Annotated in this window: 17 protein-coding genes and 1 tRNA gene; 4 read left to right on the top strand and 14 right to left on the bottom strand. The window is 70.8% G+C overall.

Translation table 11 applies throughout. From position 1 onward, the window contains the following. Positions 1–25: 25 nt before the first annotated feature. Positions 26–1,828 carry a DUF222 domain-containing protein gene (locus Q0747_RS12360; protein ID WP_367277716.1) on the bottom strand — a complete coding sequence of 601 codons (1,803 nt, stop codon included), beginning with the start codon at positions 1,826–1,828 and terminating at the stop codon, positions 26–28. A 496-nt stretch (positions 1,829–2,324) separates the two neighbouring features. Between Q0747_RS12360 and tmk the strand changes: the two genes are divergently transcribed. The 4 genes from tmk to Q0747_RS12340 all read left to right on the top strand — a co-directional run bounded on the left by tmk (position 2,325) and on the right by Q0747_RS12340 (position 5,952). Next, positions 2,325–2,969, top strand: a complete 645-nt coding sequence (tmk, locus tag Q0747_RS12355) for a dTMP kinase (protein ID WP_298255069.1) — start codon at positions 2,325–2,327, stop codon at positions 2,967–2,969. Continuing rightward, on the top strand, positions 2,966–4,159 hold the full coding sequence (locus Q0747_RS12350) for a DNA polymerase III subunit delta' (protein ID WP_298255068.1): 1,194 nt from the start codon (positions 2,966–2,968) through the stop codon (positions 4,157–4,159). Before tmk ends, Q0747_RS12350 begins: the two co-directional genes overlap by 4 nt. Next, complete coding sequence (locus Q0747_RS12345) at positions 4,156–5,757, top strand: alpha/beta hydrolase (RefSeq protein ID WP_298255065.1); 1,602 nt, start codon at positions 4,156–4,158, stop codon at positions 5,755–5,757. The genes Q0747_RS12350 and Q0747_RS12345 overlap by 4 nt, the downstream gene beginning before the upstream one ends. A 122-nt stretch (positions 5,758–5,879) precedes the next feature. Further along, positions 5,880–5,952 (top strand) — tRNA-Thr (locus Q0747_RS12340). 74 nt (positions 5,953–6,026) lie between these two features. Here Q0747_RS12340 and csrA read toward each other — a convergent pair. From csrA to Q0747_RS12275, 13 genes are read right to left on the bottom strand one after another with little or no spacing between them, the layout of a single operon-like run. Next, a complete protein-coding gene (csrA, locus tag Q0747_RS12335) occupies positions 6,027–6,305 on the bottom strand; it encodes a carbon storage regulator CsrA (RefSeq protein WP_298255063.1) in 279 nt (92 codons plus the stop codon). Positions 6,306–6,309: 4 nt separating this feature from the next. After that, on the bottom strand, positions 6,310–7,941 hold the full coding sequence (locus Q0747_RS12330; protein ID WP_298255061.1) for a hypothetical protein: 1,632 nt from the start codon (positions 7,939–7,941) through the stop codon (positions 6,310–6,312). Then, a complete protein-coding gene (locus Q0747_RS12325) occupies positions 7,916–9,964 on the bottom strand; it encodes a flagellar biosynthesis protein FlhA (protein ID WP_298255059.1) in 2,049 nt (682 codons plus the stop codon). The genes Q0747_RS12330 and Q0747_RS12325 overlap by 26 nt, the downstream gene beginning before the upstream one ends. Positions 9,965–9,967: 3 nt before the next feature. Then, a complete protein-coding gene (locus Q0747_RS12320; protein ID WP_298255057.1) occupies positions 9,968–11,068 on the bottom strand; it encodes a flagellar biosynthesis protein FlhB in 1,101 nt (366 codons plus the stop codon). Between the two features lies 1 nt (position 11,069). After that, complete coding sequence (locus Q0747_RS12315) at positions 11,070–11,828, bottom strand: flagellar biosynthetic protein FliR (protein WP_298255055.1); 759 nt, start codon at positions 11,826–11,828, stop codon at positions 11,070–11,072. 1 nt (position 11,829) lies between these two features. After that, positions 11,830–12,105, bottom strand: coding sequence for a flagellar biosynthesis protein FliQ (gene fliQ / locus Q0747_RS12310; protein WP_298255053.1), 276 nt, complete (start codon positions 12,103–12,105; stop codon positions 11,830–11,832). Between the two features lies 1 nt (position 12,106). Next, positions 12,107–12,988: a flagellar type III secretion system pore protein FliP gene (gene fliP / locus Q0747_RS12305; RefSeq protein WP_298255051.1), complete on the bottom strand. Its 882-nt coding sequence runs from the start codon at positions 12,986–12,988 to the stop codon at positions 12,107–12,109. Beyond that, on the bottom strand, positions 12,985–13,557 hold the full coding sequence (locus tag Q0747_RS12300; RefSeq protein WP_298255049.1) for a flagellar biosynthetic protein FliO: 573 nt from the start codon (positions 13,555–13,557) through the stop codon (positions 12,985–12,987). Before Q0747_RS12300 ends, fliP begins: the two co-directional genes overlap by 4 nt. After that, positions 13,557–14,261 carry a flagellar motor switch protein FliN gene (gene fliN / locus Q0747_RS12295; RefSeq protein WP_298255047.1) on the bottom strand — a complete coding sequence of 235 codons (705 nt, stop codon included), beginning with the start codon at positions 14,259–14,261 and terminating at the stop codon, positions 13,557–13,559. The genes Q0747_RS12300 and fliN overlap by 1 nt, the downstream gene beginning before the upstream one ends. Then, entirely contained in the window at positions 14,258–15,169 is a 912-nt protein-coding gene (locus tag Q0747_RS12290; RefSeq protein ID WP_298255044.1) for a flagellar motor switch protein FliM, read from the bottom strand. The genes fliN and Q0747_RS12290 overlap by 4 nt, the downstream gene beginning before the upstream one ends. 40 nt (positions 15,170–15,209) lie before the next feature. After that, entirely contained in the window at positions 15,210–16,133 is a 924-nt protein-coding gene (locus tag Q0747_RS12285) for a flagellar motor protein MotB (protein ID WP_298255042.1), read from the bottom strand. Then, the gene (locus Q0747_RS12280) at positions 16,130–16,969 is read right to left on the bottom strand and encodes a motility protein A (RefSeq protein WP_298255039.1); all 840 of its coding nucleotides are present in this window, start codon (positions 16,967–16,969) and stop codon (positions 16,130–16,132) included. The genes Q0747_RS12285 and Q0747_RS12280 overlap by 4 nt, the downstream gene beginning before the upstream one ends. Beyond that, positions 16,969–17,316, bottom strand: coding sequence for a flagellar FlbD family protein (locus tag Q0747_RS12275; protein WP_298255036.1), 348 nt, complete (start codon positions 17,314–17,316; stop codon positions 16,969–16,971). Before Q0747_RS12275 ends, Q0747_RS12280 begins: the two co-directional genes overlap by 1 nt. Positions 17,317–17,461 lie beyond the last annotated feature (145 nt).

Genomic DNA, 17,461 nt, shown 5'->3' with positions numbered 1-17,461 from the left:
GTACTGCGGTTGGCCCTCGGCACAGTCACCCACCGGTCGCAGACGCCTTCGATGCGGACGTGGGCCCGTGTCCCGCGTCGATGCGTTCATCCCTGTGAGGAAGACGCCGCCTCAAGCTCTCCGCGGCCTGGCCCTCGGCCGGTCGTGCTTCGTGTCGTCCGGCACCGGGTTCGCTGCCGAGTGCAGGGGGTGCCGTCGAGGAGTAGATGTGGCCCGTGGGTGTTCGGAGATCCATGGTGTGGGTCGGACCGGCGCGGGTGCTGGCTCTCCACCCCCTGATCTCCTTGGTGTGGTTGCATGCTTCGCACAGACCTGCACCGTTCTGGAGGCTCGTGGGGCCATCATCCTGCCAGGGGACGATGTGGTCGTAATGACGGATCGGCGCGTCACAGTAGGGCGTTCGGCAGGAGCGGTCGCGGACCTGGATGAAGCGGCGCTGCCCGGCAGTGAAGAACCTGGACCTCGAGTCCGCGGCCAGGAGCTCCCCGGTACCGGGCGCCGTATAGAGCCGGCGGACCCACACCCTGTGTCCCTGCTCCGCGTCAGGAACAGCTCCGCGGCCAGGAAGCCGCCCCTGGTCGGGAACACGTCCGCTGTCCGGGATACGACTCGGGTCAGGAACAGCTCCGCGCTGCACTGAGCCTTCACGTGCAGGAGTACGCCCGCGCTGCGCTGCGGATCCATGTCCGGCAACACCTTTTCCAGCGCGGACATGTGCTGACCTGAGGAAGCGGCCGGGGTCGACGGCACGATCCGCAATGGGAGTCTGCTCAAGGTCGAGCGCAGCGCGGGCCCAGTCGGCGGGGACGATGCCGTAACCGGTCAGATGCGCGGGCTCGCTGTCTCCCTGCAGGAGCGTGCGGTCCGTCATGACGAGTTGGAGATCCACACCGCAGAAGCCGGCGCGGGAACCGGTGGTCCGCTCGACCAGTTCGTCGGCCATGATCTGGCCGCGACTGCGCTGATCACCCGTAGACCGAAGGGCGTCGGCCTGCTTCGTCAGTGCAGCGTAGACGCCGACTCCCTGCGCGACGGGGAGCAGTGCGGTCAGATAGGTCATGGTGTCCGGTGCCGGGCGCAGACTGACGCACCGTTCCGTGGCGGCATGGCGCGCACGGCGGGCCACGGATGACGGGTCCCTACGATACGCAGCGGCCCGGGCCGCCGCGGTGATGGCACGGTCCCCCGCCCCGACGAAGGTCCCCGCGTCGGCGGCGAGCTCGTCGTCCACACCACACCGGTCCGCGGCCGTCAAGCATGCGGTCTCCCGCACGAGGACGGTTGCCCTCCACTCGTTCAGCTGGCCCGACTCCAGCGCGGCCAGGGTGTGCGGCATCTCGGTGACCAGCGCCTTCGCCAGGCCGAGGAGCCGATCACCCCGCGACGGGGACTCACTTCGGGCAAGCGCGATCTGCGCGGCGACGCCCCGACCCTGTTCCTCCCGAGGGACCCCTGCTTCTGCCTGGGAGCGGCGCTCCGCGACATCGAAGGCCACGGCGATCCGCGCCTGGGCACCTGCGATGGCACCCTTGAGATCCTCGAGCTGACGCAACTGGTCGATCAGTCCCGCTCTGTCGTCACCGACGGCCAGGGAAGCCACATCCTGGATCAGGGAATGTATGACGGAACGCGTCGTGGCGCCGTCGCGGCGCCTGGCTGCGTGGCTCTGGCGAAGTCCGGAACGACCGCTCGGGGCACCGAGCGGACCCGCCCGCGTGTAGTCCAGCATGTAGTCCGGCATGTACTTCTGCGTGTCCTTCGAGTGCCTATACTGCGGGACGCCCGTCGGAGTGTCCTGCGGTAGGGCCTTCGCGGACGTTCCCTCCAAGGGTCTGGCCTCGAAGGGTCTGGCTTCGAAGGCGCTCAGGACGAGGTGTTCCGGCACGACTGCCGTGTCTCTCCGTCCGGGTCTCCGCCTGCTGTCCATACCCCAGTTTTTCAGCAACCAGCCCGCTGATCCGGACCGGAATTGCCTATGTGGACAACTCCTCGGCGTACCGACAGAATCGGGTTGCGCCGCAGCGCGAGCCTGCCCGAGCAGGGCGCGCCGCGACCCGACACCCCGACCGCCGCAGGGAAAGCGTGCCCGAGCCGGGACGCGCCGCTGCGCTGCGCTGACACCCTACGGATCCGGCGGGTGACCATGAGCGGGGGGATCTCCCTGTTCACCCGATGATCCTCGCTCACCTCAAAGGGCCGAGCCTGTCGATCGACCACGGAGCTGCCGCTGTCCGCGACACCTGCAGCCCCGCCCGGAGACCGCCCGGACACCGCCCGGACACTGCCCGGGCCAGCATGTCGATGCCACTCGGTAGGCTGGGCGCGTGACGTATCCCCTCCCCCACGGGCTTCCCGGCCTCTTCATCGCCCTCGAGGGCGGCGACGGTGCCGGCAAGTCGACGCAGGCCTCGCTCCTGTGCCGCGCGCTCGAGGAGGACGGCCGGACGGTGGTCCGTACCCGGGAGCCCGGCGGCACACCGATCGGCGAGAAGCTGCGGGCCCTCGTCCTCGAGCACGGCCACGGGGACATCGACGCCCGCACCGAGGCCCTGCTCTTCGCCGCCTCGCGCGCCGCCCACGTGCACCAGGTGATCGTGCCCGCCCTCACGCGCGGCGACGTCGTCGTCTGCGACCGCTACATCGATTCCTCGGTGGCGTACCAGGGCGCCGGGCGGAACCTCGGTGCGCAGGCCGTCCTCGATGTGAACCGGTGGGCCACCGACGGGCTCCGCCCCGATCTGACGGTGCTGCTCGACGTCGATCCCGCCGAGGGGCGCAGCCGCCGGTCGGGAAGGCTCGCCGAGGACCGGCTGGAAGCCGAGCCCGACGCGTTCCACACCAGCATCAGATCGGCCTTCCTCGATCTGGCCCGCCAGGATCCGGCACGGTATCTCGTGCTCAGCGCGGCCGGCTCCCCCGACGCGATCCACGAAGCCATCCTCGAGCAGCTCCCGCGGATCCCGGCGTGAACCCCGTGGCGCAGAGTCTTCCGGTCACAGGTGTCTGGGCCGAGCTCCGCGGTCAGGAACAGGTGGTGGAACAGCTCCGCCGGGCGGCGCGGTCCGGCGCTCCCACCCACGCCTGGCTCTTCACCGGCCCACCCGGCTCCGGGCGCTCCAACGCGGCACGTGCCTTCGCGGCGGCACTGCTGTGCGAGCGCGAAGCGCTGGACGAACGCGGCTGCGGCACGTGCAAGGCGTGCAGCACCGTCCTCGCCGGGACCCACGCGGATCTGACCAACGTCACCACGGAGAAGGTGACCATCAGCATCGACGAGGCCCGCGAGCTCGTCCGCAAGGCGCAGGACAAGCCGTCCACCGGCCGGTGGCGCATCATCATCGTCGAGGACGCCGACCGGATGCAGGAACGCAGTACCAACGTGCTGCTCAAGGCCATCGAGGAGCCTCCGCCGCGCACCATCTGGCTCCTGTGCGCACCGAGTCCCGGTGACGTCCTCGTGACCATCCGGTCGCGCTGCCGCTCAGTGGGGCTGCGCCTACCCCCCGTACAGGACGTCGCCGATCTGCTCGTGGCCCGCGACGGCATCGATCCCGTGACCGCGGAAGCCGCAGCCCGCGCGGCGCAGAGCCACATCGGCGTCGCGAAGCGCCTGGCGACCGACGACGGCGCACGTGAGCGGCGCAATCAGATCGTCCGCCTGCCGCTCACCCTGCACTCGGTCTCCGGCGCGATGCGCGCCGCCGCCGATCTGGTCAAACTGGCCGAGGCCGAGGCGCAGAGTTCGTTCGAGCAGCGTGACGCCCAGGAACGGACCGCACTGCTGGCCACTCTCGGCGCTCCGGAGACGGGGGCCATGCCGCCGTCCATGCGGGCCCAGATCAAGCGACTCGAGGAGGACCAGACGCGCCGTGCAAAACGGTCCAAGAACGACTACTTCGACCGCGCGCTGACGGATCTCATCTCCTTCTACCGTGACGTGCTGATGCTGCAGGTCTCGAGCGGCCAGTCCCTCGTCAACGAACCGATGAGGGCCGAGCTGGAGGAGTTCGCGCACCGGGAGACCGCGGAGGACACCCTCCTGCGGCTCGAATCCATCAACGAGGTGCGCACGAGACTCGTCGGCACCAACGTCTCACCCCTCCTCGCGATCGAAGCCATGGCCGTGAGCCTGCTGTCCCGGAAGGACCTCGACCGATGAGCACTGATCCACCCCTGCAGGGTCCGCCCGCGCGGCGCGGTGCCCGACGTCGTCGCACCCTGGCCGCGCTCGCGGCGGGCGCCGCCGTCGTGTTCGGCGCCTCCGGGTGCACGCTGCTGTCCCCCGACGGGTCCGGCGACGACGCCGGGCAGGGCGCCGCGGTCGAATCGGCGGACCCGGACGTCATCGGCACCATCGACGAGGACCTGCGCAGCTTCTACACCCAGGAGGTGCGCTGGGAGGACTGCGAGGAGAGCTTCTCCTGCGCCACCATCGAGGTACCCCTCGACTACGCCGATCCGGGACGCGCCAGCATCGACATCGCGGCCATCAGGTCGGAGGCGACCGGAGACGCCCAGGGTACGGTCCTGGTCAATCCGGGCGGGCCCGGCGGCTCCGGCGTCAATATCGTGCAGGACTCCCTCGAGTACGTGACGAGCAAGCGCCTGCGCGAGAACTACGACATCCTCGGCTTCGACCCCCGCGGCGTCAACCGCTCGAGTGCCGTGCAGTGCTACACCGACGCCGAGCAGGACGACGCCCGGCAGGAGGCGTACCCGGCAGATGCGTCCGAGGAGGAGCTGCTGTCGCTCATGAGGGCGGACGCCCAGGACTACGCGACGGCGTGTGCCGAGCGGACGGGTGAGCTGCTCGGCTTCGTGGACACGCGCTCCGCGGCCCGCGACATGGACATCCTCCGTGCACTGGTCAGCGACCGCGCGCTGAACTTCCTCGGCTTCTCCTACGGCACCCAGCTCGGTGCCACGTACGCGGAGCTGTTCCCGGAGCGCTCCGGACGCCTGGTGCTCGACGGCGCCATCGACCCGTCCCTGAGCAACGAGGAGATCACCCTCGGTCAGGCGTTCGGCTTCGAGCGGGCGGTCCGTGCCTACGTGGCGGACTGCCTGCAGGACCAGGACTGCCCCTACACGGGGACGCCCGACGACGGTGTCCGGCAGCTCCAGGAGCTCTTCGACTCCGTGGAGCAGGAGCCCATGACGGCGGCGGACGGCCGCACGGTACCCGTCTCGACGTTCGTCCAGGGGTTCATCCTGCCGCTCTACGACAACGCCAACTGGCCCGTGCTGACCCAGGCGGTGGAGGACGCCCTCGGCGGGGATCCCTCGGCCATGCTGTACCTGGCCGATCTGTCCGCCGAGCGCGACCCGGACGGCACCTACGCGACCAATGCGACGTCGGCCTTCGTCGCCGTGAACTGCCTCGACTACCCGATGACGAGCGACCCCGAGCAGTTGCGCGCCGACGAGGAGGAGCTCGTCGCGGCGTCACCCACGTTCGGCCGGTTCCTCGCGTACGGCGGTCTCACCTGCGCCCCGTGGGAGTACCCGTCGGTCCTCGAACCCGCTCCCCTGCGGGCGGAGGGTGCGGATCCGATCGTCGTCGTCGGCACCACCGGTGATCCCGCCACCCCCTATGCCTGGTCCACTGCGCTGGCGGACCAGCTCGAGTCGGGTGTCCACGTGACGTGGGAGGGCGAGGGCCATACCGCCTACGGCCGCTCCAACGCCTGCATCCAGGACCTCGTGGACGACTACTTCATCGACGGCACGGTCCCCGAGGACGGCGTGCGCTGCTGAGCGTGTGGTACTGCACGTCAGCGGGCGGGACCGCACCTCTCCGGTCATTTTGACGGTGGGCGGGGGCTCCGATAAAGTCGTCACTTGTGGATCGGCCCGGCACAGCCCGGCCGGGAAGCATTGCCTCCTTAGCTCAGTCGGTAGAGCGTCTCACTCGTAATGAGAAGGTCGCCAGTTCGACTCTGGCAGGAGGCTCACTTCGATCCCCGGACGGTTCTCCGCCGGGGATCTTCCCTTTCCCCGGCAGGACGAGGCGCGCGTGCGACGCCCTACTGGGACGCGTCCGGCGTCGTCGTGGGTTCCTCGGTGGAGACCACCGCACCCGACTGCAGCAGGGCCTTGAGCGCATCGGCGCCCTCGGCGTCGGCTGCCGCAGCGGCAAGATTCGCCTCCGTGACGGCACGCAGGACCTCCTCGCGCTGGATCTTCACCCCGCGCGGCGCATCGATACCGATCCGGATGCCGTCGCCACGGGAATCGAGCACCGTGATGACGATGTCGTCGCCGATCAGGATCTGCTCGCCGACCTTTCGCGTTAGTACAAGCACGCGCTCACTCTATCCCGGCAGGCTCGGCACGACGCCGACCACCGCCCGATCGACGACGGCCGCGCCCGCCGGGGGACGGATCAGCTGCGCCGCCGGCAGGAACAGCGCCCGGGGTCGACGCAGTGCCCGGCGTGGGCACGACCACCGACGCCACGACCGGGGCGGCATCCCCGGCGCCGGTCGGAGGGACGCCTGCTGACGCCACGATCGACGGACCGCCCGACGGACCGCCCGCACCCGGTATGGGGACGGGCGCCGAGGTTGTCTTGGGTGCGGTCCTGGACGGCGCTGTGCCGCCGGGAGTTCCGCCGACTCCCGCGGGCCCGGCGGCTCCTGTGGATCTGGTCGCCGTCGCGGCGCCGGCGGGACGACCGTCGAGCCACCCGACCGGGAGACCGAGCGCCAGGACGGTCTCCGGCGTGGAGGTCTCCCCCGAGCCGACGACGGCGAGTCCGGCGGGCTGCAACCCCGCACGCTCCATGCTCCTCGTCTGGGCACCTACCCAGGCCGCCGTGTCCGCCTCCTTGCGCCCCGCATCGACCGCGAGCCAGACCTGGTCCGGCCGCAGTGCCAGCAGGAAGCGCCCATCGCTGACCACCTCGGAGGAGGTCATGGCCACGAAGACCGCGTGGCCGCCGTCCACGCCGGCGGCGCGGGCGGCATTGGCCCCGAGGCGGTCGGAGATGGAGCGCACGTCCCGTGGGAACCGGCCGGCCGGGCCGCTGACGGCGATCGCCGCTGGGTGTCCCCCACCGAAGGCCGCGGCCATCGAGTGGACCACGTCCCAGCCCACGGCCGGGGCGCCGATCACGATCACGAGATCGCCCGCTGCCCGCAGCACCGCGGGGACGGGCGGCCCGGCGGCGGGCACGTCCGTGATCGGACCGGCGAGCTCGGGCAGCCCGGCCGGATCGGCCGACTCCGCGCCGAGGTGCTCGGTGGTGTCCGTCACCTGTCCGTCCTCGGCCGCGACGAACGTCGCCGGTCCGGCCGGCCGGGAGACGACACGTGGCGGTACGGCAACGGGTGGCATCACGGCGGGTGGTACGACGGCGGGTAATGCGTCGGCGGACGGCAGGGACCGGGCCGCGGGCCCCGGCCGGATCGGGGTCTCCGGCTGCACCGCGGCGGGCGCCGATGCAGCCCGGCGGGAGCCCGCCGGAGCCGCGGCCGCCGGACTCGTCCCTGAGGGATCAGTGGCGAACGTGAGATTGTCCATGAGCGCGGCGAAGAGATTCGAGTCGGTCGAGATCGTCGACGCCGCGTCGCCTGCAAGGGGGCGGGGTGCTGCGGGCACCTCGGTGCCGCCCGCGAAGCGCACCTCGTCCAGTTCCGCCTGCTGCAGCAGGGCGTCGATGGCAGCCTGCGGGGATGCGGCGCGTCGACGCCCGCGGGGCCTCCCCGCAGCAGCGCCGACGGGGGCGGCCGGTGCGGGGGCCGCGGGCGCGGCGCCGTCGTCGTCGTGCGGGACCTCCACCACGATCTCGTAGTGCTTGCGTCCGAGGACGCCGTGGATCCCCCCGACCGTGACGAGTTCGGCGGAGACGATGAGCGCCCGGGGTCCGTAGCGGACGGCCGCCTGCGCCTTGAGGTCCTTGAGGTTGGGACCCTCAAGATGAAACAGCTGCGGTGGCACGAACCACTCCTATGGTCTCGATGGCGACGTTGGCGCTCGTCACTTCCTGGTAGGACACTACGGGCAGACCGGCGGCCTGCGGACCGACGAGGCGCTTGAGCGCCGGCCGGAGTGCCGGGGCGCAGACCAGCGCGGCGCTGTGGCCGACGGCTTCGATCTCGGCGAGCGTGGTCCGGACCGACGCGATGAGGGCCTCGGAGCGGGAGGGATCGAGGAGGATCTGGGTGCCCTGGTCCGACGGGCGCAGCCCCTCGAGCATGGCCTGTTCCAGCAGCGGGTCGATCATGATGACGCGCAGCAGCGTCCCGTCGAGGTACTGCTGCGTCACGGCGGGGCCCAGGGCCAGGCGTGCGGCCTCGATGAGGCCCTCCGGTTCCGAGGAGGACTTCGCCTTCAGGGTCAGCGCCTCGTAGATCCGGGCCAGGTCGTTGATGGGCACCTGCTCGGCCAGGAGGCCCTGCAGGACGCGCTGCACCTCGGCGAGGGACAGCAGACCCGGGACCAGTTCCTCGACGGCGGAGGGATTGACCTGCCGCACCCCGTCCGTCAGCACGCGGACGTCCTCGCGGGAGAGCAGCCGGGCGGCGTTGGACGTGATGACCGAGGACAGGTGCGTGACGAGCACCGACACGCGGTCGATCACGGTGGCGCCGGAGAGTTCGGCGTTGTGGCGGAGCTCCGCCGGCACCCACTTCCCCGCGAGCCCGAACACCGGTTCGACGACGGCGGGGCCGGGCAGGTGCGCGAGGTGGTCGCCGAGGGCGAGGACCTTGCCGCGTGGCGCTTCGCCGCGCCCCGCCTCGACCCCGGCGATCTTGATGACGTAGGTGGCCGGCGGCAGGTCGATGCTGTCCCGGGTGCGCACGGGCGGCACCACCACGCCGAGCTCGAGGGCGATCTTCCGGCGCAGGGCCCGCACGCGTCCGAGGAGGTCGTCGGGGGCCCCGGTGACCACGTCCACGAGATCCGGTGCGAGCAGCACCTCGAGGGCGTGGACGCGCATCTGTTCGAGGAGGTCCTCCGTGGTGTCCGTGGTGGGTGGTGCCGACTCCGCCTCGAGGGCCGCGGCGGCCGTCCGGGCATCGTCGTCGGTCTTCTTGAGCCGCTGGGCGGTGATGATGAGGGCCGCGCCGACCGCGATGAACGGCAGCTTGGGCATCCCCGGGATCAGCGCCATGACGATCGCCGCGGCGCCGGCGATCCGCAGGGCGTTCTGCGACTGTCCGAGCTGCTGCGCCGCCGTGGAGCCCATGTCGGCCTCGGCGTTGGACCGCGTGACGATCATGCCCGTGGAGACCGCCATGAGCAGGGCCGGGATCTGCGTGACGAGACCGTCGCCGATGGTCAGCAGACCGTACGTGCTCAGCGCCTCGGCGACGGGCAGGCCGTCCTGCACCATGCCGATCGCGATGCCGCCCACGAGGTTGATGATGATGATGATGATCCCGGCGATCGCATCGCCCTTCACGAACTTCGACGCACCGTCCATGGCGCCGTAGAAGTCCGCCTCGGCCGAGACCTCGGCGCGACGCTCGCGGGCCTGCGTGTCGGTGATCAGCCCGGCGTTGAGATCGGCGTCGATGGCCATCTGCTTGCCCGGCATGGCGTCGAGAGTGAAGCGGGCACCCACCTCGGCCACGCGCTCGGCACCCTTGGTGACCACCACGAACTGGATGACCACGAGGATCAGGAACACGACGGCGCCGATGATGATGGAGCCGCCCACGGCCACGTGCCCGAAGGCCTCGATGACCTCCCCCGCGTAGCCCTCGCCGAGGACGAGGCGGGTGGAGGCCACGTTGAGGCCGAGGCGGAACAGGGTCGCGACGAGCAGGAGCGATGGGAACACGGAGAAGTCCAGCGGCTTGCGGATGAACATGGTGTTCAGCAGGATCACGAGCGCGAGCAGGATGTTGACGATGATCAGCATGTCGAGCAGGACCGAGGGGACCGGCACCACGAGGAGCAGGACGATGCCGACGACGCCGACGGGGACCAGGAACTTGGGCAGGGATGAGCGCATGCTCTAGAAGCCTCCAGCGGCTGCGGGACGGAAGGGCAGGGTGTGCAGGCCGCGGGCGGCCCCCCTGGTCCTGAGGGACATGACGAAGGCCAGGATGCGGGCCACCTGGTCGAAGTTCTCGAACGGGATCTCCTGGCCGAGTTCGCACGCGGCGTGCAGCGCGCGGGCGAGCGGGATGTCGGAGACCATCGGCACCTGCTTCTTCTCCGCCTCCTCGCGGATCCTCGCCGCGATCACGCCGGCGCCCTTCGCGACCACGCGGGGTGCCGAGCGCCCCGGCTCGTACTTCAGGGCCACGGCCACGTGGGTGGGGTTGACGAGGACGACGTCGGCCCCGCCCACGGCGGCGATCATGCGGTTGCGGCTCATGGCCAGTTGCCGCGAGCGCCGCTGGGACTTGATGAGGGGATCGCCCTCGGCACTCTTGTTCTCGTCCTTGACCTCCTTCTTGGTCATGCGGGTCTTCTTGCGGTTGCGGCGCATCACCACGAGGACGTCGAGGGCGGCCAGCGCGAGGCCGGCGAGGACGGCGGACCGCAGGAGGGCGGCAGCTCCCCCGCCGGCGGTGTTGAGCAGCGAGGCGACCGAGAGTCCGCCCGCGGCCATGAGCAGGGGCATGAGATTGCGGATCACGACGACGAGGACGAGGGCCACGACCGTGGTCTTGAGCAGGGCCTTGGCCCCCTGCCACAGCGCCTGTCCGCCGAGGATCCGCTTGAGGCCGTTGATCACGTTGAACTGCTCGAACTTGCCGGAGAACTTCTTCACCTGGATGCCGCCCTGCACGGCGGCCGTCCCGAGGACCGCCACGAGCAACACCACGAGGAAGGGCCCGAGGGTCGCCGCGAGCGAGGCCCCGCCGTCGGCCAGGGCGTCGAGCGCCGTCGCCGGGTCGGGATGCGCGATGGTGTCCGCCACCCGCACCAGCTGCTCGGTGGCGGCGTCGGCCGAGCGGGAGATCAGCGACGGCAGCAGGACCGCTGCCGTTCCCACGCCGATCCACGCCGTGAAGTCCTCGGACTTGGAGAGCTGGCCCTTGGAGCGGACCTCCTTCATCCGTTTGTCGGTGGCCTGCTCGGTCTTCTCGCCGGAATCCGCCGCCATGTCAGCCCACCTCCATCAGGAGCGAGACGGCGTTCCCGGTGAGGGTGGACACCACGCGCGGCAGGGCGACGAACACGATGCCGCCGAGGCTGAGGGTGATGAAGATCTTCAGCGGGAAGCCGAGGGCGAAGGCGTTGAGGGCCGGCGCCACGCGCGTGAGGAGCCCGAGTCCGACGTCGGCCAGGAACAGGACCACGATCAGCGGACCGGCGATCTGGACCGAGGCGAGGAAGAGTCCGGTGACGGCGGTGGTGAGGGCGTCGACGGGTTCGGACAGATCGAGTCCGCCCCCGAGGGGCAGGGCGGAGAAGGTGCGGACCAGCCCGCCGATGATCAGCTGGTAGCCGTCGGAGGTGAAGAGCAGCGTCAGCGCGGTGAGCTGGAACAGGCGGGCGAACTGGGCGCCGTTGACCATGGACTGCGGGTCGAAGCCCTGGGCCAGGGAGAAGCCGCCGAAGAGGTCGATCAGCCCGCCGGCGGACTGGATGGCGGAGAACACCACGAGCACCAGGAAGCCGAGTGCCGCGCCCACCACGATCTCGAGGACCAGCGCCCCGAAGTACTGCCCGGTCCCGCCGGACTCGTACCCGTCCGCCACCTGCGGGGAGACGGCGAGCGCGAGCCCGAGGCCGAGCATCGCCTTCACGCGAGCGGGGATGGCGCGGTAGGAGAACGGCGGGGCGATCACGAGGAACGCGACGATCCGGACGCCGGCGAGCATGATGGCCTCGATGCGGGACTGGTCGAGGGTGATGTCCATGTCAGCCGCCCCCGAGCAGACCGGGGATGCGCTCGAAGATCTCGTGGGTGAAGGCGATCATCTCGGAGATCATCCAGTGCCCGCAGACGAGCAGGGCGATGCACACGGCGGCGGCCTTCGGCACGAAGGAGAGCGTGACCTCCTGGATCTGGGTGATGGACTGCAGCAGCGAGATGGCGAAGCCCACCACGAGCGCGGTCAGCAGCACCGGCGCGGCCAGCTTGGCGGCGACCCAGATCCCCGCGACGCCGATGTCCAGGACGGCATTGGTGTCCACGTCAACCGCCCTGGTAGCTGTTGATGAGCGCGGTGATGATCATGCCCCAGCCGTCCACGAGGACGAACAGGAGGATCTTGAAGGGCAGCGAGATCATGACGGGCGGGAGCATCATCATGCCCATGGACATGAGGGCCGCCGAGACCACGAGGTCGATCACGAGGAACGGCACGAAGATCACGAAGCCGATGATGAACGCGGCCCGCAGCTCGGAGATCATGAAGGACGGGATGAGGGTGGTCAGCGGGACGCTCGCGGCGTCCTGCGGGTTCGGCTGCCCGGCGGCCCGCGTCATGAGCGCGAGATCCTCCTGGCGCGTGTGGGCCAGCATGAAGGTCTGCAGCGGGCCGGCGCCGTCGTCGAGTGCCTCGGTGAACGTGGTGGCGCCGTCGAGATAGGGCTGGACGGCGATGGTGTTGATCTCGGTCAGGACCGGCGCCATGATGAACAGCGACAGGAACAGGGCCAGCCCGGCGAGGACCTGGTTGGGCGGGATGGACGGCAGCGAGAGCGCGTTCCGGGTCATGGCGAGCACCACGAAGATCTTGGTGAAGGACGTCATCATGAGCAGCAGCGCCGGAGCGACGGACAGCAGCGTGATCCCGATGAGGGTCAGGACGGCGGAGCTCGGCTCGCCGTTGACGCCGTTGATCTCCACGGACAGGCCGTCGTCGCTGCCGGGGGCTGCGGGCGGGGACGGCTCGGCGGGCGCCGACGGCGCGACCGGGCCGGGGAGGGTGGGGTCCAGCTCACCGGCGTGACTGCCAGACGCGCCGAGGAGTACCACGACGACGGCGAGCAGCACCGCGGCGGCCAGGGAGAGCAGCGCCCGCGACGCGGTGCCGGGTGCGCGGACCACCGCCGGGGACGACGTCGTCCTCATCCCGCCCGTCCATGCCGCAGGAAGGCCGCGGTCTGCTTCCAGGTGGCCGGGGAGAGGATCGAGCCCTGCAGGGGCGCGGACCGGACCGGCCGGGATGCGGGTGCGGAGCGCGCGGCGCGGGCCGCACGGCGCGTGGCGAACGCCGGCTCCTCGTCGAGGGCGACGCGCAGTGAGGCGGCGAAGTCGGCGTCGGACGAGCGCGCGGCACGGGCCGGTACGGGCGCGACGGATGGGACGGATGGGACCGGAGCGGGGGGAACTGCGACGGCGGCGAGCGGTGCCGGGGGATCGCCCGCTCCCGGGACGGACTGCAGGGCGCGCGGAACGGCCGTGGAGTGGAGGACCGCGACGGACTGGTCGGTGACGCCCAGGTAGAAGCGGGTGCCCTCGGCGTCGAGCACCACCACCGAGGCCTTGGCGCCGATCCCCTGCCGTGCCACGACCGAGAGGAGCCCCGCTCCGGCACGGTTCCCGTTCAGCTTCGAGACCCGGCGGTGGAGGACGTAGAGCAGCGCGAGGACCACGCCGAGGGACAGGAGCACCCTCAGGCCGAGGACCACGGCGTCCACTACTGGGCGCCGTCTGCGACGTCGAGGATCTGGGTGATGCGCACGGCGTAGTCCTGGTCGACGACCACGACCTCCCCGTGTGCCACGAGGCGACCGTTGAGCAGTACGTCGGCGGGGGCCCCGGCGGAGCGGTCCAGCTCGATCACGGCGCCCGGTTCGAGATCGAGCACGTCGCGGACGGACATCCTGGTGCGGCCGATCTCCACGGTCATGGCCATCTCCACATTGCTGATGCGGCCGAGGTTCGCCGCTCCGGCCGAGCCCGAGGAGCGCCGCGGCGCGGCACCCGGGCGGGTTCCCCGCAGGCGCACGGCGAACCAGCCCACCGCGCCGGAGGGTCCGGCCAGGCGGAACACGGAGGTCTCCGCGTCGCGGAACAGCGCTGCGGCGTCCTCCACGACCGGGGTGCCGAGGACGCCGTCGCCCAGGGAGACCGAGGCGGCCTCGAGGGCGGGCACCAGCACGTCGGCCGGTGAGACCAGCGGCGAGGGCGTACCGGCCGCCGCGGCCAGGGGCTGGGTGTCGAGGAGGACGACGGCGAGATCGGCCGAGGAGGCTCCCACGAAGGAGGCGACGACGGCCGTGGCGGCGTTCGTGGTGGGGACGTCGGCCCCGCTGCAGGGCTCGGCCGTCAGGGGTCCGGGGAGCGGCAGGCGTGCTGTGAGTGCTGTTGCGGCCTCGTGCTCGGCGGTGGTGGTGGTCATGGTGTGGTGTTCTCCTCGGTGGTCACTACTACGCAGGCAAGGCGGGAGCCGTTCTGGCCAAGGGCCGCTTCTCCGAGCCGCTGCCCGCTGACGGAGAGCTCGAAGGGCCGGTGCTGGGGGTGCGGCAGCTTCAGGACGTCCCCGACGGCGAGGTCGAGGATGCGCGAGGGCCGGACCGTGAGCGCGGCGAGCTGGACGGCGACGTCGACGGGCACGTGCGTCACCTGCTGCTCGATCAGCTCGCGGGCGTCCTCGCCGGTGGCCATGGGATTCGTGTCACCGAGCTGTCCGAGCAGCAGCTGCGCCGGGATGGCGACGGTGGCCGGGCAGGACCGCTCGCCCACCCGGATCTCGAAGGTGCCCACGATCATGAGCTCGGTGGTCGCCGCCGCCTGGGCGAACTGCGAGTTGTACTGGATCGAGTCGATGCTCAGCTGCTGCGTCAGGAGCGGTCCGAGCGAGTAGTGCAGCCCCTCGAGGGCATCGTCCATGAGGCGCCGGATGAGCGCCTGCTCGATCTGCGTGAACTTGCGCTCGCCCGGCGGGACCGTGCCGTGGCCGCCGAGCATCGAGTCCACCCAGAACAGACCGGCGGAGGCCGGGAACTGGATCACGGCCTTGTTGGTCTGGTCGGGGATGGCGCACAGGACCATCGCCGTCGTCGGCGGCAGGGAGGCCGCGTACTCGTTGTAGGTGTGCATCGCGACCTGCTCGCTGGTCACCTGCGAGATCACGCGGACCTTCGCGGTAAGCTGCGTGCCCCACTGGCGGGCGAACGTCTCGAACGCGAGTTCGAGGACGCGCGAGTGCTCTCGCGCGAGCGTGGTGGGACGACGGAAGTCATAGACATCCACCGCCCTGGCGGTACCCGCGGGCACGCCAAAAGAAAGTTGTTCCTGGACCGTCACGCAGTCGACTATCGGCCGACGTCGTCCAGGTGTTAGCGGATCACTGACCGCCGGTGATCTCCGGGATGAGGGCGCGCACGCTCTCGGGTTCGTCGGAGTGGACCACGATGTCCACGCGCCGGTTGAGTTCGAGCTCGGCCTCGCTGGTCCCGGGGGCCAGGGGGCGCGACTCGCCGTAGCCGATGGCCGAGAGGCGCGGGGACGGGACCTTGCCCGAGTCGATCAGGTGGCGCACCACGTTGACCGCGCGGTCGGTGGACAGTTCCCAGTCGAGCGGTCTCGGGACGGAGGCGGGGAGGCGGGCCGTGTGCCCCTCGATCCCCACCTCGTTGGGGATGGTCGCCAGGATGGGACCCACCACCTTGAGGACGCGGAGGGTCTGGTCGGTCAGCTCGGCGCTGTCCGGGAGGAAGAAGGTCTCGGAGCTGACGAGCCGGATGGTCAGGCCCCGCTCGTCGATGACGAAGCGGACGGCCTCGTCGAGCTCGTCGCCGCGGAGCTCACCGGCGATCCGCTGCTGCAGGGCACGGAGGGACTCGACCTCGGCGATCGCCCGTTCGCGGTCGCCCGCCGACTCGGCGGCGTCTCCCCCGGCCGAGGGCAGGGGCGACGGCGTCGGTGCTGCGATCTCGGCGGCACCCGGCTCGTCCTTCTGCGTCTCCGGGTCCGCGTCCGCGAGCGCGGCTCCCCCGGCGAACGACTCGCCCTGGTCGTTGACGCGGTCGGCCGGGACCACGGTGCCCTCGGCCGTGTCCACGGTGGCCGTCTCCACGGTCCCGAAACCCGTGGCGAGCGAGGCGCGCAACTGCTCGAACTTCTGCTGGTCCACGGAGGACATCGCGTACAGCACGATGAACATGCACATGAGCACCGTGACCATGTCCATGTAGGAGGCCATCCAGCGTTCGTCCGGGTGCTCCTCCGCGTGCTCCTGGCCGCGTTTGCGGTGCGGGCGTTTGCTCACGCGGCGGCCTGGCCCTGCGCGGTGATCGCCTCGTCCGCGCCCTTCGCCTTCTTCCCGGCGTCCTTGCCGGCCTTGCCGCTCTTGCCCTGCTCGTGCTGCGGCACCATGGCCTTCAGGCGCTCTCCGAGCAGGCGGGGCTGGCTCCCGGCCTGTACCGCGAGGACGCCCTCCATGAGGAGAGTCATGCGCGCGATCTCCATCTCGCCCAGGCGCTTGATGCGTGTGCCGATGGGCAGCCAGAGGAAGTTCGCCGAGAGCAGCCCCCACAGGGTCGCCACGAACGCGGCGGCGATCATGGGGCCGAGCTTGTCGGGGCTGGAGAGGTTCTCCAGCACGTGGGTCAGCGAGACGACCGTCCCGATGATCCCCACGGTGGGGGCGTACCCGCCGAGGCTCGCGAAGAACTTCGAGGCCGTGCGGTTGGTCTGGGAGGCGGACTCGATCTCGTCCTCGAGGATCTCGCGCAGCTCGTCGCCGTCCGTGCCGTCGGCGATGTTCTGCAGGGCGCCGCGCAGGAAGGGGTCCGTGGCGGTGCTGGCCTCCTCCTCGAGGGCGAGGAGCCCCTCGCTGCGGGCCTTCTCGGCGAGCACCACCACGCTGTCGATCGTGTCCTGGGCCGGGACGGTCTTGCCCTTCATCGCCGGCGGTACGGCCTTGACGGCCACGATGAAGTCCTTGAGCGTGCCACCGGCGATACCGATGGCGAGGGTGGCACCGAAGACCAGGACCATGGGCGCCGGCAGCAGGAGCGCCGAGACACTGGCGTGCTCCAGGGTGATCATCGCGTACAGCGAGCCGAAGGCGATGAGAATACCGACGATTGTTGCGGGATCCATCAGCTGTTCCTTGGTCGAAGCGGTACGGGCGCAGCAGCGCCGGGGTGGTCGGTGGGTGGCTCGGGAGTGCCGCCCGGATGGACCGTGCGGACGATCCCGAGCGGCCGCGGGGAATGGTCCCCGGTGTGGCCGTGCGGGTCGTGGTCGTCGGAAACGAAGCGGGCGAGGGAGATGATGCGGGCCCGGTACGCGGCGATCAGGTCGATCACCTCGTCGAGGGACTCGGTGACGATGTACTTCGCGCCGTCGATCATCACCAGGGTGGTGTCCGGATTCTCATGGATGCGCTCGATGAGGTCGGGATTCACCGCGAACTGGCTCTCGTTGAGCCGGGTCACCACGATCATCGGACATCCTGGGGTCGGGACGCCCCGGCGGGGCCTCTTCCGGTCACTGTCGGCAGGTGGGCCCCGATGCGTAAGGCCCGGAGGCGCCCGGCACGCCGCGCGGGCGGGACGGGGCCCACGCGGGCCCCGGGGACGCGGGAGGGCC

The sequence above is a fragment of the uncultured Arthrobacter sp. genome (assembly GCF_947493765.1).
In the GTDB taxonomy this organism is placed as follows: Bacteria; Actinomycetota; Actinomycetes; order Actinomycetales; family Micrococcaceae; genus Arthrobacter_D.
This window is presented reverse-complemented; position numbering and strand designations above follow the sequence as displayed.